The sequence below is a fragment of the Streptomyces sp. NPDC087428 genome (genome assembly GCF_044744085.1).
Classification (GTDB): domain Bacteria; phylum Actinomycetota; class Actinomycetes; order Streptomycetales; family Streptomycetaceae; genus Streptomyces.
In genome coordinates this window covers 48312-66598 of record NZ_JBIUXR010000008.1, presented here as the reverse complement: position 1 = coordinate 66598, position 18287 = coordinate 48312, and the positions used below count along the sequence as shown (strand labels likewise).

Sequence of the window (18287 nt, the reverse complement as noted above, 5' to 3'; positions counted from 1 at the left end):
AAGGAGGGCGGCCGCGTCGGCAGCGGCGCCCTCGGCAGCGGCCAGGGCGGGGTTGCGCGATGTGCGCGATGACGTACGCGCACTGCCTGCGCGCCCGGATGCACCAACCGCACCGCCCGCAACGCCCGTTCAGACGAAGACCTGCCGACCTCCCGGCCGCCTCCCCGGATTTCCGAGGGACGTGAGCACCGGGCCTCCGAGAGGAATCCTCCCGTGTCTGCCCCCCGTACCACGCTGCGCCGCAGCATCGCCGCTGCCGCCGCCCTGCCGCTGCTCGCCGTGGCACTCACCGCCTGCGGCTACGGCTCCGACTCGAAGGACGACGACGCCAAGAAGGCGAACGTCTCCGCGGGCGGCAAGAAGCTCTCCGCGGACACCGTGAAGATCGGTTACTTCCCGAACCTCACGCACGCCACCGCCCTGGTCGGCATCCAGGAAGGCATCATCGCCAAGGAGCTCGGCGCCACCGAGGTCAAGCCCTCGACGTTCAACGCGGGGCCGTCCGAGATAGAGGCGCTCAACGCCGGTTCGATCGACATCGGCTTCATCGGCCCCTCGCCCTCCATCAACGGCTTCACGAAGTCCAAGGGCAAGAGCCTGCGCATCATCGGCGGTTCGGCCTCCGGCGGGGTGAAGCTGGTCGTCAACCCGGAGAAGATCAAGACCCTGGACGACCTCAAGGGCAAGAAGATCGCCACCCCGCAGCTCGGCAACACCCAGGACGTGGCCTTCCTCAACTGGGTCTCCGAGAAGGGCTGGAAGGTCGACGCCCAGAGCGGCAAGGGCGACGTCTCCGTGGTCCGCACGGACAACAAGGTGACCCCGGACGCCTACAAGTCCGGCTCCATCGACGGCGCCTGGGCCCCCGAGCCGACCGCCTCCAAGCTGGTCGCACAGGGCGCGAAGGTGCTCCTGGACGAGTCGACGCTGTGGCCGGACAACAAGTTCGTCATCACGAACATCATCGTGTCGCAGAAGTTCCTCGACCAGCACCCGGACGTCGTCGAGGCGGTGCTGCGCGGTTCGGTCAACACGAACAAGTGGATCAACGCCAACCCGGACGAGGCGAAGGCCTCCGCCAACGCCGCGCTCAAGACGCTGTCCGGCAAGGAACTGCCGGCGGACGTCATCGACCCGGCGTGGAAGTCGATCCAGTTCACCGACGACCCGCTGGCCGCCACGCTCGACGCGGAGGCCCAGCACGCGGTGAAGGCCGGTCTGCTGGACGAGCCGGATCTGACGGGCATCTACGACCTGAAGCCGCTGAACAAGATCCTCAAGGCCGCGGGCAAGCCCGAGGTCGCCGACGCCGGTCTCGGCGTCAAGTAAGCACCCAACCCCGTTCCAGGATCTCCCAGGAGGTGACGACCATGGCCACGACCACGCTCACCAAGGCCGAGGACCGTACGGCGGTCGGGCACGCGGCCCGTATCGACCACGTCTCGAAGTCCTTCGGCGGTCCGGAGGGACAGCAGCTCGTCCTGGACGACATCACCCTCGATGTCGCTCCCGGCGAGTTCGTCACCCTCCTGGGAGCCTCCGGGTGCGGCAAGTCGACGCTGCTCAATCTGGTGGCCGGACTCGACCGCCCGTCCGCGGGGTCCATCGAGACCCCCGGCGGGCGGCCGGCCCTGATGTTCCAGGAGCACGCGCTCTTCCCGTGGCTGACCGCGGGCAAGAACATCGAACTGGCGCTGCGGCTGCGCGGCGTACCGAAGCACGAGCGCCGCCCAGAGGCGGAGCGGCTGCTCGAACTCGTCCGGCTGGGCGGGGCGTACGGCAAGCGGGTGCACGAGCTCTCGGGCGGTATGCGCCAGCGGGTGGCGATGGCCCGCGCGCTCGCCCAGGACAGCCAACTGCTGCTGATGGACGAGCCGTTCGCCGCGCTCGACGCCATCACCCGGGATGTGCTGCACGACGAGCTGACCCGGATCTGGCGCGAGACGAACGTCTCGGTCCTCTTCGTCACGCACAACGTGCGGGAGGCCGTCCGGCTCGCCGAGCGGGTCGTCCTGCTCTCCTCGCGGCCGGGCCGGATCGCCCGGGAGTGGACGGTCGACATCGAGCAGCCGCGCCGCATCGAGGACACCGCCGTGGCGGAGCTCTCCGTCGAGATCACCGAACAACTGCGTGGGGAGATCCGCCGACATGGCCAGCACTGAGACCACCGCCAAGGACAGCGCCGCCGAGGACGGTGCTCCCGGGGACGCCGCCCGGGACATGGCCGGCCTCGAAGCGGGGCTCGACGCTCTCGACGCGGTGCGGGTGACCCGGACCCCGGTGCGCCAGGTGCTGGTGCAGAAGGTGCTGCCCCCGGTGGTGGCCGTCGCACTGGTGCTGATCATCTGGCAGATCCTGATCTGGGCGAAGGTCACCGACGACTACAAGCTGCCGTCGCCGGCCCACGTCTGGGACGAGGTGTCCAGCGCCTGGGCCCAGGGCACCCTGCTCGGCTACATCTGGACCAGCGTCTCGCGCGGTCTGCTCGGCTTCCTCCTCGCGCTCGTCATCGGCACCCCGCTGGGGCTGCTGGTCTCGCGGGTCAAGGTGGTGCGCGCGGCGATCGGCCCGGTGCTCTCGGGTCTCCAGTCGCTGCCGTCGGTGGCGTGGGTGCCGCCCGCGGTCATCTGGCTGGGGCTGGACGACAGGATGATGTACGCGGTGATCCTGCTGGGCGCCGTCCCGTCGATCGCCAACGGGCTCGTCGCCGGTGTCGACCAGATCCCACCGCTGCATCTGCGGGCCGGGCAGACGCTGGGCGCCACCGGGCTGCGCGGTACCTGGCACATCGTGCTCCCGGCTTCCCTGCCCGGCTATCTCGCGGGGCTGAAGCAGGGCTGGGCGTTCTCCTGGCGCTCGCTGATGGCCGCCGAGATCATCGCCTCCTCGCCCGATCTGGGCGTGGGGCTGGGACAGTTGCTGGAGCAGGGCCGTGAGACCAGCAGCATGTCGATGGTCTTCCTCGCCATCTTCCTGATCCTGATCGTCGGCATCGCCATCGATCTGCTCATCTTCAGTCCGCTGGAGCGGTGGGTGCTCCGCAGCCGCGGTCTCCTGGTCAAGAGCTGAGAGGCCCCGGCATGACGTCCCCGGTCCTCCTCGTCATCGCCCACGGCAGCCGCGATCCCCGGCACGCCGCGACCGTGCACGCGCTCACCGCGCGGGTACGGGCGCTGCGGCCGGGGCTGCGGGTGGAGACCGGATTCCTGGACTTCAACGCGCCGTCGGTGCCGCGGGTCCTGGAGCGGCTGGCCGCGGAGGGAACGGACGAGGTGGTGGCGCTGCCGCTGCTGCTCACCCGGGCCTTCCACGCCAAGTCCGACATCCCTGCGGTACTGCGGGAGGCCCGCGCCGGGCTCCCGCGGCTGCGGGTGCGGCAGGCCGAGGTGCTCGGCCCGTCGCCGCTGCTGAACGCCGCCCTGGAACGGCGGCTGCACGAGGCCGGGGTCCGCCCCGGCGACAGAGGCTCGACCGGGCTCGTCCTGGCCTCGGCGGGCTCCACCGACCCGGAGGCGATCGCAGTGATCGCTGAAATCGCGCGGGAGCTGCGGCACACCGGTTGGTGTTCCGTGCGGCCTGCGTTCGCCTCCGCATCTCTCCCCCGCACCGGTGACGCGGTACGGGCCCTGCGCGCCGAGGGGGTACGCCGGGTGGCGGTCGCCCCGTACGTGATCGCGCCCGGCCGCCTCCCGGACCGTATCGCGGCGGGGGCGGCCGAGGCCGGCGCCGAAGTGCTGGCCGGGGTGCTGGGCCCGTCGCCGGAGCTGGCGCGGCTGCTGCTGGACCGGTACGACGAGTCCCTGGTGCCCGCCGCCCGGCCGGCGTCGATCGGCGCGTAGCCCCCGCTCAGCCGACGTCGAGGCCGCCCGTGCGGGTGCGCTTGAGCTCGAAGAAGTCCTCGTGGCCGGCGAGCACCCGGAAGCTGTCGAACAGCAGCGCCGCCTTCTCGCCGCGCGGCACCGCCCGCAGCACCGGGCCGAACCAGACGCTCCCGTCGACATGAATGGTGGGCGTACCCACGTATCCGTCCGCCTCCGGGTCCTTGCCCGCGTCATGGCTGCGCCGCAGTGCCGCGTCGTACGTGTCCGTGTGCGCGGCGGCCGCCAGCCCGGCGGGCAGCCCCAGCTCGTCGAGGGACTGGGCGACCACCTCGTCGAAGTCCTCGTTCTTCCGCTGGTGTATCCGGGTGCCGAACGCCGTGTACAGGTCGCGCAGGACGCCCTCGCCGTGCTGCTCGGCCGCCGCCGCGGCGACGCGCACCGGACCGATCGACTTGTCGACCAGGGTGCGGTACCAGTCGGGGAGTTCGTTGCCGGTGTTGTGCAGATACAGGCTCATCACGTGGAAGCGGAGCTCGATGTCGCGCTGCTGCTCCACCTCCAGCATCCAGCGCGAGGTGATCCAGGCGAACGGGCAGGCGGGGTCGAACCAGAAGTCGACGGCGGGCCTGCCCGGGTCCGGGCTGCGGTGAGTGGTCATGACATGAGCGTAGCCAGCCGGTGGCACACCCCCGCGGGCCATTCAGCGGCCGTTCGGCTGGGCCACTTTCAGGCGGCGCCCCACCGCGGATCGCGCCCGCTCAGGGCGAGGGCCCGCTCGAATCCGGAGGCCCGGTTCCCGACGGTGATCTCGGCGGCGAAGCCTTCGTACTGCCGGTAGAGCGCGGCGGTCTTCTCCACGACCTCCAGGACGTAGCCGGCCGCCCCGTCGGAGAGCCGGAACTCCTGGCCGGTGGCCCGTGCCACGTCCCAGCCGTGCAGCGCCGTCTCCATGACGAGCATCTCGGCGGTGTCGGCGGCCGGTGAGGCCGCGTCGCCCTGGCCGATGGTGCCCTCCCAGACGGCAGGGTCCGACCAGGCGGCGACGGCACGGTCCAGTTGCGCCGCGTACCGCGCGGCCCAGTCGGCGTCCGCCGTGAAGTCGCGGGCGGTGAGCTCCTCGGGGATCTCCGTGCGCAGGGCGCGGTGCTCCATGCCGTGCGAGGTGTAGAGCACCCAGTGGTTGACGAGCCCGCGGACGTCCCAGCCTTCGCAGGGAGTGGCGGAGTCGTCGAGTCGCGCGGCGCGGACGCCGCGGGCCACTCGGGCTGCCTCTGCGGCGCATTCGGTCATATGTGCGTGCTCGGTCTTCATACGGAACAGGCTAGGACCGGCGCCCGCCCCGGGTATTGAAGAAAGGCGACAGCGGCGGTCAGACGGCCGCGTCGCGACCAGTGCGGTCGGCTCGGCGACGGACATCGGGCCGGGCTCCCGGCGCTCGCGGCCACCGCGAGGTCACACCCCGGGCCAGAAGTTGTATCCGCCATCCGGACTACTGTTTCCCCCATGTCCTCCGTGCTGCGATCCCCCGACGACTCCTTCCTCCTCGGCGGCGAGCTGCCCGTGCGCCGTCTCGGCTACGGCACCGCCCAGCTGACCGGCCCCGGGTACTGGGGTCCTCCCGGCGACCGGCAGAAGTCACTGGCCGTGCTCAGGGCAGCCGTCGACCGGGGCGTGACCCTGATCGACACCGCCGAGAACTACGGCCCCGGGGTGGCCGAGGAACTGGTCGCGGAGGCGCTGCACCCGTACCGCGACGATCTGGTGATCGCGACCAAGGGCGGTGTCGTGCGCACCAGCGACAGCACCTGGCACATCGCGGGGCGGCCGCAGGAGCTGCGGACGAGCTGCGAGGCCAGCCTGCGCCGGCTGCGGACCGACCGGATCGACCTCTACCAGCTGCACCGGCTGGATCCGCAGGTGCCGATGGCCGAGCAGCTGGGCGCTCTGGACGCACTGCGGCAGGAGGGTAAGATCCGGTACATCGGTCTGGACAGCCTTACCGCCGACCAGCTGGAGCAGGCGCTCTCCCTGACCGGGATCGTCTCGGTGCAGAACCGGTTCAATCTCCTCGACCGTTCGTCGGACGCGGTGCTGAAGGTGTGCGAGGCCCACGGCCTGGCCTTCCTGCCCTGGTTCCCGCTGGCGAACGGCGCACTGACCGGCGCGGGCGCAGCGGCACTCACCGGAGTCGCGGAACGCCACGGTGCCACCCGCGGGCAGATCGCCCTCGCCTGGCTGCTGCACCACTCCCCCGTGCTCTGCCCGACTCCGGGCACCGGTTCGTCCGTCCATCTCGCGGAGAACCTCGCGGCCCGGGACATCCGGCTGTCGGCCGACGACATGAGCCTCCTGGAGGCGCTCGCATCCGTATGAAGGAGTACTGCACGTGACCACCACCGCCACGGTCGCCCCGTCCTCTCCCACCGTCCCGGTTCCGGTGATCAGGGCCGACGGCGTCACGCTCGTCCGGGACGGCAAGGTCCTGCTCGACTCGGTGTCACTGACCGTGCGGGGCGGGGAGCACTGGGCGCTGCTCGGCGCGAACGGTGCGGGCAAGAGCACCCTGCTGGGGCTGCTCGGCGCGATCAGGCATCCCACCCGGGGCGCGGTGGAGGTGCTGGGCCGCACCATCGGACGGGTCGATCTGCGGGAGCTGCGGACGCTGCTGGGGCATGTCGATCCGCGCCATCCGCTGCGTTCGCCGCTGTCGGTGAACGAGGTGGTGCTGACGGGACTGACGAACTCGGTCGAGCCGGTGCCGCGCTGGTCGGCGAGCCCGGAGCAGCGGGAGCGGGCGGCGCGGCTGCTGAACATGCTGGGCATGGGCGGCAAGGAGGGGGCGCGCTGGCCCGCGCTGTCGCAGGGCGAGCGGGGCCGTACGCTCATCGCCCGCGCGCTGATGCCGCAGCCCCGGCTGCTGCTGCTGGACGAGCCGGCCACCGGTCTTGACCTGGCCGCCCGGGAGCAGTTGCTCGACAGCCTGGACGCGCTGCGCGAGGAGCACCCGGAGCTGGCGACGGTGCTGGTCACCCACCATCTTGAGGAGCTGCCCGCCTCCACCACCCATGCGATGCTGCTGCGCGGCGGACGGTGTGTGGCCTCGGGGCCGGCGGACGAGGTGCTGACCACGGATCAGGTCAGCGACTGCTTCGGCCATCCCGTACGGATCTCCCGCACCGACGGCAGGTGGACGGCGCGGGCCCAGCGGGCCGCCCGCCGCTGATCCGGCGGATGCTGATCCGGGCCGCCGTTGATCCGGGCCGCTCAGTCCTCGGTCGTCGGTCCGGTGACGAAGGGGGTGGCCTGGTGGTAGTAGAGCAGCCACCCCGTCGCGGTGAGCCGCCACAGTGAACTGCGGTGGGCGCGCTTGCCCTTGGCCTCGGTGTCGAAGGTGACGTGGACGAGCTCGTCGGCGAGCTGGATCCCGCGCATCCGTGAGGCGGTGAGCTGTCCTGGGCCCGCGGCGGTGCCCGTGATCAGCGAGGCGATGACCATGTCGCGGTCCCAGTGGCGGCCGGTGGTGTCGACCTCGTGGAAGTCGGGGTGCAGGACCTGGACGAGGAGTGCGGTGGAGGCCCGGACCAGCGGGTCGAGGAGGCGGAGTTCGCCCTCGACCGCCGCGGCCACACCGGGGGACGGCTCGCTCACGCGTCGCCTCCGGTCATCTCCACCAGTTTGATGACGGTGTTCCAGTTGCGTGAGGTGGCGACGAGGCCCTTGTTGAGGGAGGGGCGGGAGAGCGCGGCGGCGAGCTTGGAGCCGCCCAGCCCGCCGGGGGCGTGGAGGTAGAGGGCGCGCTCGCCGAGCCGGAACTCCTCTGGGCGGAAGGCCTCGGCGTCCAGCGGGGCGAACCGGGCCGCGTCGACCGGCTGGTCGAAGAAGGTGATGTGGAGCTCCTTGGGCAGGAGCTCGGCGGCCGGGAACGGGCAGGCACCGGCCACTGCGGCGAGATAGGCCGCGTCCCTGACCAGGCACTCCACCCCGAAGCCGAACTGCTCCTCGATGGCCTGCTCCAGCTCCGCCGCGAGCGTGTTCTCGTCGCCCGAGTCGCTGCTGAAGACCGCGTTGCCGCTCTGCAGATAGGTACGGACGTCGCCGTGGCCCAGCCCGGTGAGCAGGGTGCGGAGTTCGGCCATCGGGACCTTGCGGTGGCCGCCGACGTTGATCCCGCGCAGCAGCGCCGCATACATCGTCATGGGCACACCATAGGACGATCAGCCCGAGCCGTGCGGCCGCCGCGCCCCGTGGGGGAGAGCGCGGCGGCCACCGGTCGGGGGGGGTGGCGCTGTTACTCAACGACCTTCAGCAGCTTGTTCGCCGTGCCTGCGGTGGCGTTGCTGATGGCGTCCGGGGTGGCTCCGTCGGTCAGCGCCGTGGAGACCTCCGCCGGGGTGGCGTCCGGGTGTCCCGCCAGGTAGACGGCGGCGGCACCGACGACGTGCGGGGTCGCCATGGACGTACCGGAGATGGTGTCGGAGCCGGTGTCGCTGTCGTTCCACGCCGAGGTGATGTCCGAGCCCGGGGCGTAGATGTCCACGAGTGAGCCGTAGTTGGAGAAATACGACTGCTCGTCGTCCACCGTGGACGAGGCGACCGTGATGGCCTCCGGGACGCGCGCCGGGGAGCTCTCGCTCGCGTCGCCCGACTCGTTGCCGGCGGCCACCGCGTAGGTGACTCCGGAGGCGATGGACTTCTGGACCGCCGCGTCGAGTGCCTCGTCCGCGCCGCCGCCGAGGCTCATGTTGGCGACGGAGGGGCCCGTGTGGTTCGCGGTGACCCAGTCGATGCCGGCGACGACCTGCTCGGTGGTGCCCGAGCCGGAGTCATCGAGGACCCGGACGGCCACGATCTTGGCCTTCTTGGCGACGCCGTACGTCGCACCGGCGATGGTGCCGGCCACGTGGGTTCCGTGGCCGTAGCCGTCGGCGGCGTCGTTGTCGTCGTCCACAGCGTCGTAGCCGTAGCTGGCCCGGCCCTCGAACTCCTCGTGGGTGATGCGGACACCGGTGTCGATGACGTACGCGGTCACGCCCTCACCCGCGCTGTCCGGGTAGGTGTACGCGTTGTCGCCGGCGGTCTCGGTCTGGTCGATGCGGTCCAGGCCCCAGGACGGCGGGTTGTTCTGGGTGGCGTCGACGTGGAACTTCTTGTTCTGGACGACCTTGGAGACGGCCGGGTCGGCGGCGAGCCGCTTGGCCTCGGTCCGCGAAAGGCCGCTGGCGGAGAAGCCGTTGATGGCGGAACTGTAGTTGCGCTTGAGCTTGCCGCCGTACTCCTTGGCGAGCTTCGCCTTGTCCGCCTTGTGGTCGAGCATCACTATGTAGCTGCCGGACACGGCGGTTGCCGCGTCGGCACCGTAGATCTTGCCCATCGCGGGGGCGGGTGCCGCTCCGGCCATGGGGCTGCCCAGCAGGGTGATTCCGGCTGCGGCGGCGACCGCGGTGATCGCTGCGGTGAGCTTGATCCGGTGAGTGCGCTTGTGAATCGCCATGAAGAGGGGTCTCCTCGTCATTCTTTGTGGGGGGATTGGCCCTCGGCCGGAAAATCTCCGGGGGCTGCCTCGAAACCCTCACCCATTGACGCGCTCAGATCAAGACCTACATAGGCCTATGGCTTACTCAACAAGGTTTCGTAACAAGGAACCGGCCGGCCGTCGCAAGTCGGGTGCACGACCCCCCAATACCCTTTACATGTGAGGGGCGTACACCCTCCGTCCCGGGGGAACGACCGGCTGCGCGCGGGTTCAGCGCTGGTAGCGGGCCAGCACCCGGTTCCCGTCCTCGACCAGACGCTTCCTCAGCTCGGCCGCGTCGATCGCACCGCTGTAGTACTCCTGGAACGCGGGGGTGGCGACCTTGTCCTTCCACTCGGGATAGCCGCGCACGGACTGGGCGGGCGCAGAGCGCAGCGCGCCCGCGAGGGCGGCGCCGGTCGCCCAGCCCCGGTCCGCGGTGTGCAGCGAGGGGTCCGCCAGGGCCGCCCTGCCGGTCGGCAGCATCCAGTCCCCCTTGGCGAGCCGCACCATGTTCGCCGGCCGCAGCAGGAAGCCGATGAACGCCGCGGCCTCCTTCTTGTGCGGGCTGTCCTCGGCGACGGACAGGGTCTGCGGGCTCACCCCCTGGGCCAGTCCCGCACGGCCGGCCGGGGCGGGCAGCACCGTCCACTCGAAGCCCTTCGGGGCCTGCTCGACCACCTGCTGGCGGTAGGAGAACCCGAGCGGCACCATGGCGTACTTGCCGCCGAAGAGACCGGGGAGGGCGTCGCCGCCCCCCATGCCGAGCGCCGTGCGGGCGGCGCTGTGGTCGGTGTTGACCTGGTCGTGGATGGTCCCGGGGACGACGAGATCACCCGCGTCCATGGCGAGCGTGACCTTTCCGTCGGCACCGCGGTGGAACAGCTCGCCGCCGGCCGAGAGGCCGAGGTTGAGGGTGAGGGAGACCGGTTCCTTGAGCGGCCAGGCCACCCCGTAACGGCCCTTGCCCGTCAGCTTCTTGGCGACCCGGCGGAACTCCGTCCAGCTCCAGGGGTGCGCCGGGGTGGGGATGCGGACGCCCGAGGCCTTGAGGAGCCTGGTGTTGGCGATCAGGACGCGCGGCTCCTGGAGGAAGGGCACCCCGTAGACGCCGCCGTCGAAGGTGCTGGTCCGCCAGCTCCGCTGCGGGATGTCGGCGGTGAGCCGGTCCGGCAGCAGGGTGCGCAGATCGGCGAGGTAGCCGCCGTAGGCGAAGTCCGCGAGGTCGTCGGACGCGTCATGGATGACGTCGGGAGCCTCGTCCCCCTCGAACGAGGTGAGGAGCTGGTCGTGGACGCTGTCCCAGCTGCCCTGGACGTACTGGACCCGGACGTCGGGATGGCTCGCGTTCCACTCCTTCACCAGCCGCTTGTTGGCGTCTACGGACTCCTTCTGCCAGGCCAGCGACTGGAAGCGGATCGTGATCCGCCCGTCCGCCCGGCCGTCGCCGCCCCCGCCGCACCCGGTCAGGAGCAGGGCCAGTGCGGTGGCCGCCGCGGCTGCGGTCCGTACGAGTGCGCGCATCAGCTCTTCACCGCCCCGGCCAGCATGCCGCCGGTGATCCGCCGCTGGATGACCGCGAAGAGGACGAGCGAGGGAAGGGTGGCGAGGAACGCGGCGGCGGCGAGCGGCCCCAGGTCGCTCGCACCCTCCGCGCCGAGGAAGTGGGTCAGCACGACCGGCAAGGTCTGCTTCTCCGGTGTCTTGAGCAGGACGAGCGCGAAGAAGAACTCGTTCCACGCGGTGATGAAGGCGAAGAGTGCGGTCGCGACGATCCCGGGGGCCAGCAGCGGCGCGGTGACCGAGACGAGCGTCCGCAGCCGGCTCGCGCCGTCGACCGCCGCCGCCTCCTCCAGCTCGGGCGGGACCGCCCGTACGTACCCGACCAGCATCCACAGCGCGAACGGCAGCGACCAGACGACGTACACCATGATCAGCCCCCACAGCGTGTTGATCAGATGCAGATACTTGAGGACCAGGAAGAGCGGAATGATCAGCAGGACGAACGGGAACGCCTGGCTGACCACGACCCAGCCGGTGGCCGCGGCGGAGAGCCGCGAACGGTGGCGGGCCATCACGTACGCCATCGGGGTGGCGATGACGACGGCGATGGCCCCGGCGGAGAGCGCGGCGATCAGCGAGTTGGCGGCGGCCCGGAGCAGCGGCTGTTCGTCGAAGGCGGCCCGGAAGTTGTCGAGCGTCGGGTGCTCGGGGATCCAGGTGGGGTGCAGGGATCCCAGTTCGGGTGCCGGCTTGAAGGCGGTGGAGATCAGCCACACGAACGGGAACGCCAGGAAGACCAGGTAGCACAGGAGCGCGGCGTACTGTCCGGCGCGCGCGGCTCCGCGGGTACGCAAACTCATCGGTCCTCACCTCCGCCGAGCCGTCCCACGAGGTACACGGCCAGGAGCACGGAGATCACCGCGACCATCACACAGCCCATCGCCGCGGCGTAGCCGAACTGCCCGTACCGGAAGGCCTCTTCGTACGCGAAGAGCATCGGCAGCCGGGTCCGGCCGCCCGGACCCCCGTTGGTCAGCACGTAGACCAGGGCGAAGGAGTTGAAGTTCCAGATGAAGTTGAGGGCGGTGATGGAGAGGGCGACGGGTCTGAGCGCGGGCCAGGTGACGGTACGGAAGCGGCGCCAGGCGCCCGCACCGTCCAGGGCGGCCGCCTCGTGCAGCTCGTGCGGGGTGTTCTGCAGGCCCGCCAGCAGGGCGACCGTGGTCTGCGGCATCCCGGCCCAGACCCCGACCACGATCACCGCCGGCAGCGCGGTGGCGAGACCGGTCAGCCAGTCCCGGCCGTCCCCGAGCCCCAGGTCGCGGATGGTCTCGTTGAGGATCCCGGCGTCCGGGTTGTAGACGAGCCGCCACATGATGCCGACGACCACCTCCGGCATCGCCCACGGGATGATCGCCAGCGCCCGCGCCAGCCACCGCATCCGCAGGTTCTGGTTGAGCAGCAGCGCCAGGCCGAGGGCCAGCACGAACTGCGGGACGGTGACGCCGACCGCCCACACCAGGCCGATCCGGAACGAGTCCCAGAACAGTCCGTCGTGGAACAGGTCCTGGAAGTTCAGCGCGCCGACCCACTGGGTGGTCCGGGTACGGCCCGACTGGGCGTCGGTGAAGGCCAGCGCGACGCCGTAGAGCAGCGGGCCGACGCTGAGGACCAGGATCGGGATGAGGGCCGGCAGCACCAGGAACCAGGTACCGGCGTTCCGGTTGATCCGGGCGGACCCCTTGCCGGGCGGGCCGCCCGGCGGACCGTGCCGCCCGGACTGCACGGTTGCACTCGCCAATGTCACGGATACGACCCCCTTGCGTCATTCGACCGGCTTGATACCGTTCTGGCCGCTCAGGTGGCCCCCGTCATCGTGCTGAGGGCAGGCTTGTTCGTCAAGGCAACCTGCACAGATGCGAAAATCGGATCCATGAACGAGATGCGAGCGCGCGACGTACTGACCGCTGCCGGACACCCCGGCGACGCGGAGCTGCTCGCGCTGGGCGAGAACGCGGTGTTCGCCGTGGGCGACCTGGTGGTCAAGATCGGGCGGGACGCCGTACGGAGTCCGGAGCTGCGGCTCCGGGCCGAACGCGAGGTGGCCGTCGCACAGTGGCTCGCCGCGTCCGGTGTCCCCGCGGTCCGGGCCGCCGAGCCCTCGGCCCGGCTGGTCGAGGGCCACCCGGTGGCCCTGTGGCACCGGCTGCCCGACGCGGTGCGGCCCGCCGTGCCGCGGGATCTGGCGCCACTGCTCACCGCGGTGCACGCGCTGCCGGCCCCGGAAGGTCTCGTCCTGCCCCGCCGGGAGCTGCTGGGCGGCGTCGAACGCTGGCTGGGCCTGGCGGGCGACGCGATCGACCCGGCCGACGCCGCGTATCTGCGCGAGCGCCGCGACGGCTTCGCGACGGCCGCCGCCGCGCTGGTGCCGCATCTGGCCCCGGGCCCGATCCACGGCGACGCGCTCCCCCGCAATGTCCATGTCGGTCCGGACGGACCGGTCCTGGTGGACCTGGAGACCTTCTCCACGGATCTGCGCGAGCACGACCTGGTGGTGCTGGCCCTGTCCCGGGACCGGTACGCGCTGGCGGCCGACGCCTATGACGCGTTCACCTCCGCGTACGGCTGGGACGTCCGGGAGTGGGACGGCTGCGCGGTGCTGCGCGGCGCGCGGGAGACCGCGAGCTGCGCGTGGGTCGCACAGCACGCACCGGCCAACCCGAAGGCACTCGCGGAATTCCGCAGGCGTGTGGCGTCGCTGCGCGACGGCGACACCGGGGTGCGCTGGTACCCGTTCTGAGCCCGGGGACACGGCGCGGCCGAAGGCCGGGCAGCACCCCCCCTCAGCCCGAGACCGGCACCGGCTCCCGGACCGGCCACCGGCCGTCGATGACCGCGTCCGCCTCGCCCTTGCGGCGCAGGAACTTCTGGAAGTCGGCGGCCCACTCCGCGTACCAGGTGATCTGGCGCTCGTGGAGCTCCGCCGCCGACAGCGCGGCCACCGAGCCGTGGCGCGCGGCTATCGCGTACGCCACCCGCACCGCGGCCAGCGCGTCCGCCGCCGCGTCGTGCGCGCCGCCGTGGACCACGCCGTACTCGACGCAGACCGCCTCCAGGTTGCGCTTGCCCTTGCGGTAGCGGTCCACCGCGCGGTCGATCGTGTACGGGTCGACGACCGGCCCGATCCCCGCGCCGCCGAGGCGCTCGCTCAGCGAGGGCAGTCCGTGCCGGTGCAACTCCGCCGTCAGCAGCGTCAGGTCGAAGGCGGCGTTGTACGCGACGACCGGCACGCCCTGTCGCCAGTAGCCCGTCAGGGTGTCGGCGATCTCGTCGGCCACCTCGCGCGCCGGCCGGCCCTCGGCCGCCGCCCGCTCGCTGCTGATGCCGTGGATCGCCGAGGCCTGTGCGGGGATCCGGATCCCCGGATCGGCCAGCCAGGTGTGCCGGTCCGCCGGTTCGCCCTCACTGCCGTCGACGGCGACGACCGCGGCCGTCACGATCCTGGCCTCCAGCGGTTCCGTACCCGTCGTCTCCAGGTCGAAGCCGACCAGCGCATGCCGGTGCCAGCTCATCCCGTACCTCCTTCGTGGTGCTTCCCCCAGGTGACGACCACCCTCGCACGGGCCACTGACAGCACCCTTTGGGGGACGGTCCCTCAGGAGACCGGACGGGAGTCCGTCCACACGGACTCGAACTCCTCGCGGTACGTCTCGAACAGTCCGTGCTCGCTGTCCTGCCCGGCCCGGACCACCGCCCGCCCGCCGCCCCGGAGCACCAGCACGGGCGCCTCCATGCCGCGGGCCCGGCGCAGATAGGTCTGGACGACCCCCACCGCGTCGGACCCGTCGCCGTCCACCAGGTAGGCGGTGAAGCGCGGGGTCTCGTCGAAGACGTGGATCTCGAAGGCGCCCGGGTCGCGGAGCTTGGAGCGGACCCGGCGCATGTGGAGGATGTTCATCTCCACCGTCCGGCTCAGCTCGCCCTTCTTGAGGCCCAGCTCCCGCTCCCGGCGCTTGACCGCGCTGCTGGCCGGGTTGATGAAGAGCAGCCGGACCCGGCAGCCCGACTCGGCGAGCCGGATCAGCCGGCGGCCGGAGAAGTTCTGCACCAGCAGATTGAGCCCTATGCCGATCGCGTCCAGCCGGCGCGCTCCCCCGAAGAGGTCCTCCGCGGGCAGCTGGCGCTGGAGCCGCACCCGGTCGGAGTGGACGGAGACCACGTCCGCGTACCGGTCACCCACCAGCTCCTCGACGGCGTCGACCGGGAGCCGGTCGGCGGACGGGACCGCGGCGCCGCTGCCAAGGATCTCCAGCAGCCGCGCGGAGGCGCGCTCCGCCTGGGCGAGCACCGCCTCGTTGAGCGCGCGGTTGCGGGAGACCACGTTGCGGGCGACCTCCAGCTCGTCGAGGGCCAGCTCCACATCGCGGCGGTCGTCGAAGTAGGGCTCGAAACAGGGCCAGTGCTGGACCATCAGCTCACGCAGCTGGGGCAGCGTGAGGAAGCTCAGGACGTTGTCGTCGGCCGGGTCGAGCAGATATCCCTTGCGCCGGGAGACCTCGCGCACGGCGACGGCGCGCTGCACCCACTCCTGCCCGGCGGGACCCGCCGCGGCCACCACCCAGTCCTCGCCGTGGACCGGTTCGTAGATGGGCCGGAGCACCGCGGCGACCACGGCGCGCAGCCGCTGCTCCACGAGATTCAGCCAGATGTAGGCGCGCCCGGCCCGCTGGGCACGCGTGCGCACCTCGCTCCACGCGTCCGCTCCCCAGTCCAGCTCCGCGCCGATCTCCATGGGCCGGGCGAGCGAGACCGCCCCGGGCGGCACAACGGTGGCGTCCCCCTCGTGACCAGCGTCACCTGGGGGCAGCTCGAAACCTCCCGAGCTCACCCGCACACCGCCTTCCACTCCCCCACCAACGATCAAGGAAGGGTACTCCGGGAGCGGGAGCCGGTGCAGCCGGATGCGCAGGCTCCTTTCTCAACTCCCCAGCGGGTCAAGCTTGTTCCCTGGGACAAGATCTGCCGTAGTGAGCGGATTCATAGTGATTAAACACCCCACGGCAAGCCGCATACCGGGCAGCCGGCCGGATGCGTCCACCGGATTCCGGTTCCGGGCGACATGGAGGGGCCCGATGTTGACCGGACCGGGCGACGTCCTAGGTAAGGGGCGCTCTTTCGGGGAAGATCTGCCCCAGGGAGCCCGCATTCCCCAGGCAACCGCATCAGAGTGGAAGAGTCGAATCTATGCAGGTCTGGCCGGGACAGGCGTACCCCCTCGGTGCCACGTACGACGGCGCCGGGACCAACTTCGCGGTCTTCTCGGAGGCCGCCCACCGAATCGAGTTGTGCCTGCTGCACGACGACGGTTCAGAGACGGCGGTGGAGCTGCGGGAGACCGACGCCTTCGTCCGCCACGCCTATCTGCCCGGGGTGATGCCCGGTCAGCGGTACGGATTCAGGGTCCACGGGCCGTACGAGCCGCAGCGCGGCGCCCGCTGCAACTCCGCCAAGCTGCTCCTCGACCCGTACGCGCGGGCGGTCGCCGGACAGATCCAGTGGGGCGAGGCGGTGTACGGCTACCCCTTCGGCCGGCCCGACGCGCGCAACGACCTCGACTCGGCGCCGCACACCATGACGTCCGTCGTGGTCAATCCGTACTTCGACTGGGGCGACGACCGGCGGCCCCGTACGGACTACCACCGCACGGTGATCTACGAGGCCCATGTGAAGGGCCTGACGATGCTTCACCCGGGGCTGCCGAAGGAGCTGCGCGGCACCTACGCGGGACTGGCCCATCCGGAGGTCATCGCGCATCTGACGGAGCTCGGGGTCACGGCGATCGAACTGATGCCGGTGCACCAGTTCGTCCAGGACCACCGGCTGGCGGACGCGGGGCTCGCCAACTACTGGGGCTACAACACCATCGGCTTCTTCGCCCCGCACAACGCCTACGCCTCCTGGGGCGACCGCGGCGAACAGGTCCTCGAATTCAAACAGGCCGTACGGGCGCTGCACCAGGCGGGCATCGAGGTGATCCTCGACGTGGTCTACAACCACACGGCCGAGGGCAACCACCTGGGGCCGACGCTCTCCTTCCGGGGCCTGGACAACGCCTCGTACTACCGGCTCGCCGAGGACCAGCGCTACTACATGGACACCACGGGGACCGGGAACTCCCTGCTGATGCGCTCCCCGCACGTGCTCCAGCTGATCATGGACTCGCTGCGGTACTGGGTGACCGAGATGCACGTGGACGGGTTCCGCTTCGACCTGGCGGCCACTCTGGCCCGTCAGTTCCACGAGGTGGACCGGCTGTCGTCGTTCTTCGACCTGGTGCAGCAGGACCCGGTGGTCAGCCAGGTGAAGCTGATCGCGGAGCCGTGGGACGTGGGCGAGGGCGGCTACCAGGTGGGGAACTTCCCGCCGCTGTGGACCGAGTGGAACGGGAAGTACCGGGACACGGTCCGGGACCTGTGGCGCGGTGAGCCCCGGACCCTGGCCGAGTTCGCCGGGCGGCTGACCGGCTCCTCCGACCTGTACCAGGACGACGGCCGGCGGCCGCTCGCCTCGATCAACTTCACCACCTGCCACGACGGATTCACCCTGCACGACCTGGTCTCGTACAACGACAAGCACAACGACGCCAACGGCGAGGGCAACCGGGACGGCGAGAGCCACAACCGGTCCTGGAACTGCGGTGTGGAGGGCGACACGGACCGGCCCGAGGTGCTGGAGCTGCGCGAGCGGCAGATGCGGAACTTCATCGCCACCCTCATGCTGTCGCAGGGTGTGCCGATGCTCAGTCACGGCGACGAGTTCGGCCGCACCCAGCTGGGCAACAACAACGGGTACTGCCAGGACAGCGAGCTGTCCTGGGTGCACTGGCCCGACCCGGCCGGGGCGGCGGACGACGACGGCGAGGAGACGGAGCCGCAGAGCGGCGACGGGCTCGGCAGCAGCCTGCTGGAGTTCACCCGGGCCATGGTGTGGCTGCGCCGGGACCATCCGGTCTTCCGGCGCCGCCGGTTCTTCCACGGGCGGCCGGTGGAGGGCACGCACGACGAGCTCTCGGACATCGCCTGGTTCACGCCGGAGGGCGAGGAGATGACCCAGCGGGACTGGCAGGCCGCGCACGCCAAGGCCCTGACGGTCTTTCTGAACGGGCACGCCATCTCGGAGCCGGGGCCGCGCGGCGAGCGGATCTCCGACGACTCCTTCCTGCTGATGTTCAACGCGAGCGCCGAGACGCTGGAGTTCGCCGTCCCGGTCAATCACGGGCGGCAGTGGCATGTGGTCGTCGACACGGCGCGCCCGGCCGGTGTGCTGACCGGCGCGGGGCCGAAGGTGGCGGCGGGCGATCGGGTGACGCTGGTGGGGCGGAGCATGGCGGTGCTCCAGCGGCCCGCGTAGGGAGAACGCCGGGTACGGGGCCGCCGGTCGGGCCCTTGTGC

Annotated in this window: 18 protein-coding genes; 8 read left to right on the top strand and 10 right to left on the bottom strand. The window is 71.1% G+C overall.

From position 1 onward, the window contains the following. Window positions 1–213: 213 nt before the first annotated feature. Genes ACIO3R_RS18205 through ACIO3R_RS18190 form a run of 4 tightly spaced genes read left to right on the top strand, consistent with a single transcriptional unit; the run spans window position 214 to window position 3839 of the window. Entirely contained in the window at window positions 214–1329 is a 1116-nt protein-coding gene (locus ACIO3R_RS18205; protein WP_402106698.1) for an aliphatic sulfonate ABC transporter substrate-binding protein, read from the top strand. 41 nt (window positions 1330–1370) lie between these two features. After that, entirely contained in the window at window positions 1371–2162 is a 792-nt protein-coding gene (locus tag ACIO3R_RS18200) for an ABC transporter ATP-binding protein (RefSeq protein WP_402106697.1), read from the top strand. Next, window positions 2149–3069: an ABC transporter permease gene (locus ACIO3R_RS18195; protein WP_402106695.1), complete on the top strand. Its 921-nt coding sequence runs from the start codon at window positions 2149–2151 to the stop codon at window positions 3067–3069. Before ACIO3R_RS18200 ends, ACIO3R_RS18195 begins: the two co-directional genes overlap by 14 nt. 11 nt (window positions 3070–3080) lie before the next feature. Beyond that, a complete protein-coding gene (locus tag ACIO3R_RS18190; protein WP_402106693.1) occupies window positions 3081–3839 on the top strand; it encodes a sirohydrochlorin chelatase in 759 nt (252 codons plus the stop codon). Between the two features lie 7 nt (window positions 3840–3846). Here ACIO3R_RS18190 and ACIO3R_RS18185 read toward each other — a convergent pair whose 3' ends face one another. Further along, complete coding sequence (locus ACIO3R_RS18185; RefSeq protein ID WP_402106690.1) at window positions 3847–4479, bottom strand: DsbA family protein; 633 nt, start codon at window positions 4477–4479, stop codon at window positions 3847–3849. A 68-nt stretch (window positions 4480–4547) separates the two neighbouring features. Continuing rightward, window positions 4548–5132: a TIGR03086 family metal-binding protein gene (locus ACIO3R_RS18180; RefSeq protein ID WP_402106687.1), complete on the bottom strand. Its 585-nt coding sequence runs from the start codon at window positions 5130–5132 to the stop codon at window positions 4548–4550. 192 nt (window positions 5133–5324) lie between these two features. On the opposite strand from ACIO3R_RS18180, the gene ACIO3R_RS18175 reads away from it, so the two are divergent. Together ACIO3R_RS18175 and ACIO3R_RS18170 are read left to right on the top strand one after the other, a co-directional pair. Beyond that, window positions 5325–6194: an aldo/keto reductase gene (locus ACIO3R_RS18175; RefSeq protein WP_402106685.1), complete on the top strand. Its 870-nt coding sequence runs from the start codon at window positions 5325–5327 to the stop codon at window positions 6192–6194. 13 nt (window positions 6195–6207) lie between these two features. Next, window positions 6208–7044, top strand: coding sequence for an ABC transporter ATP-binding protein (locus ACIO3R_RS18170; protein WP_385026244.1), 837 nt, complete (start codon window positions 6208–6210; stop codon window positions 7042–7044). Window positions 7045–7085: 41 nt separating this feature from the next. Here ACIO3R_RS18170 and ACIO3R_RS18165 read toward each other — a convergent pair whose 3' ends face one another. The 6 genes from ACIO3R_RS18165 to ACIO3R_RS18140 all read right to left on the bottom strand — a co-directional run bounded on the left by ACIO3R_RS18165 (window position 7086) and on the right by ACIO3R_RS18140 (window position 12637). Continuing rightward, the gene (locus ACIO3R_RS18165; RefSeq protein ID WP_385026241.1) at window positions 7086–7469 is read right to left on the bottom strand and encodes a DUF4440 domain-containing protein; all 384 of its coding nucleotides are present in this window, start codon (window positions 7467–7469) and stop codon (window positions 7086–7088) included. Beyond that, window positions 7466–8017, bottom strand: coding sequence for a DUF1697 domain-containing protein (locus tag ACIO3R_RS18160; RefSeq protein ID WP_385026238.1), 552 nt, complete (start codon window positions 8015–8017; stop codon window positions 7466–7468). Before ACIO3R_RS18160 ends, ACIO3R_RS18165 begins: the two co-directional genes overlap by 4 nt. Before the next feature lie 92 nt (window positions 8018–8109). Next, a complete protein-coding gene (locus ACIO3R_RS18155) occupies window positions 8110–9312 on the bottom strand; it encodes a S8 family serine peptidase (RefSeq protein ID WP_385026235.1) in 1203 nt (400 codons plus the stop codon). Between the two features lie 252 nt (window positions 9313–9564). Next, window positions 9565–10857 (bottom strand): ABC transporter substrate-binding protein, encoded by a 1293-nt coding sequence (locus tag ACIO3R_RS18150; RefSeq protein ID WP_402106681.1) that lies wholly within the window; start codon window positions 10855–10857, stop codon window positions 9565–9567. After that, window positions 10857–11696, bottom strand: coding sequence for a carbohydrate ABC transporter permease (locus ACIO3R_RS18145; RefSeq protein WP_385026229.1), 840 nt, complete (start codon window positions 11694–11696; stop codon window positions 10857–10859). The genes ACIO3R_RS18150 and ACIO3R_RS18145 overlap by 1 nt, the downstream gene beginning before the upstream one ends. Then, window positions 11693–12637: a carbohydrate ABC transporter permease gene (locus ACIO3R_RS18140; RefSeq protein WP_385026343.1), complete on the bottom strand. Its 945-nt coding sequence runs from the start codon at window positions 12635–12637 to the stop codon at window positions 11693–11695. The genes ACIO3R_RS18145 and ACIO3R_RS18140 overlap by 4 nt, the downstream gene beginning before the upstream one ends. Before the next feature lie 132 nt (window positions 12638–12769). Between ACIO3R_RS18140 and ACIO3R_RS18135 the strand changes: the two genes are divergently transcribed. Continuing rightward, window positions 12770–13636 (top strand): phosphotransferase enzyme family protein, encoded by an 867-nt coding sequence (locus tag ACIO3R_RS18135; protein WP_402106678.1) that lies wholly within the window; start codon window positions 12770–12772, stop codon window positions 13634–13636. A 43-nt stretch (window positions 13637–13679) separates the two neighbouring features. On the opposite strand, the gene ACIO3R_RS18130 is transcribed toward ACIO3R_RS18135, so the two are convergent. Together ACIO3R_RS18130 and ACIO3R_RS18125 are read right to left on the bottom strand one after the other, a co-directional pair. Further along, window positions 13680–14408: a 3'-5' exonuclease gene (locus ACIO3R_RS18130; protein ID WP_385026223.1), complete on the bottom strand. Its 729-nt coding sequence runs from the start codon at window positions 14406–14408 to the stop codon at window positions 13680–13682. Window positions 14409–14491: 83 nt separating this feature from the next. Next, window positions 14492–15724, bottom strand: coding sequence for an SAV2148 family HEPN domain-containing protein (locus tag ACIO3R_RS18125; protein WP_385026220.1), 1233 nt, complete (start codon window positions 15722–15724; stop codon window positions 14492–14494). A gap of 356 nt (window positions 15725–16080) precedes the next feature. Between ACIO3R_RS18125 and glgX the strand changes: the two genes are divergently transcribed. Then, window positions 16081–18246, top strand: coding sequence for a glycogen debranching protein GlgX (gene glgX, locus ACIO3R_RS18120; RefSeq protein ID WP_385026217.1), 2166 nt, complete (start codon window positions 16081–16083; stop codon window positions 18244–18246). Window positions 18247–18287: the final 41 nt, after the last annotated feature.

What these genes read in the sequence shown, in the direction of transcription:
- ACIO3R_RS18130 (WP_385026223.1), bottom strand. Translation starts at nt 14,408, where the DNA reads ATGAGCTGGCACCGGCATGCGCTGGTCGGCTTCGACCTGGAGACGACG.
- glgX (WP_385026217.1), top strand. Translation starts at nt 16,081, where the DNA reads ATGCAGGTCTGGCCGGGACAGGCGTACCCCCTCGGTGCCACGTACGAC.
- ACIO3R_RS18175 (WP_402106685.1), top strand. Translation starts at nt 5,325, where the DNA reads ATGTCCTCCGTGCTGCGATCCCCCGACGACTCCTTCCTCCTCGGCGGC.
- ACIO3R_RS18155 (WP_385026235.1), bottom strand. Translation starts at nt 9,312, where the DNA reads ATGGCGATTCACAAGCGCACTCACCGGATCAAGCTCACCGCAGCGATC.
- ACIO3R_RS18200 (WP_402106697.1), top strand. Translation starts at nt 1,371, where the DNA reads ATGGCCACGACCACGCTCACCAAGGCCGAGGACCGTACGGCGGTCGGG.
- ACIO3R_RS18180 (WP_402106687.1), bottom strand. Translation starts at nt 5,132, where the DNA reads ATGAAGACCGAGCACGCACATATGACCGAATGCGCCGCAGAGGCAGCC.
- ACIO3R_RS18145 (WP_385026229.1), bottom strand. Translation starts at nt 11,696, where the DNA reads ATGAGTTTGCGTACCCGCGGAGCCGCGCGCGCCGGACAGTACGCCGCG.
- ACIO3R_RS18160 (WP_385026238.1), bottom strand. Translation starts at nt 8,017, where the DNA reads ATGACGATGTATGCGGCGCTGCTGCGCGGGATCAACGTCGGCGGCCAC.
- ACIO3R_RS18150 (WP_402106681.1), bottom strand. Translation starts at nt 10,857, where the DNA reads ATGCGCGCACTCGTACGGACCGCAGCCGCGGCGGCCACCGCACTGGCC.
- ACIO3R_RS18185 (WP_402106690.1), bottom strand. Translation starts at nt 4,479, where the DNA reads ATGACCACTCACCGCAGCCCGGACCCGGGCAGGCCCGCCGTCGACTTC.
- ACIO3R_RS18195 (WP_402106695.1), top strand. Translation starts at nt 2,149, where the DNA reads ATGGCCAGCACTGAGACCACCGCCAAGGACAGCGCCGCCGAGGACGGT.
- ACIO3R_RS18135 (WP_402106678.1), top strand. Translation starts at nt 12,770, where the DNA reads ATGAACGAGATGCGAGCGCGCGACGTACTGACCGCTGCCGGACACCCC.
- ACIO3R_RS18190 (WP_402106693.1), top strand. Translation starts at nt 3,081, where the DNA reads ATGACGTCCCCGGTCCTCCTCGTCATCGCCCACGGCAGCCGCGATCCC.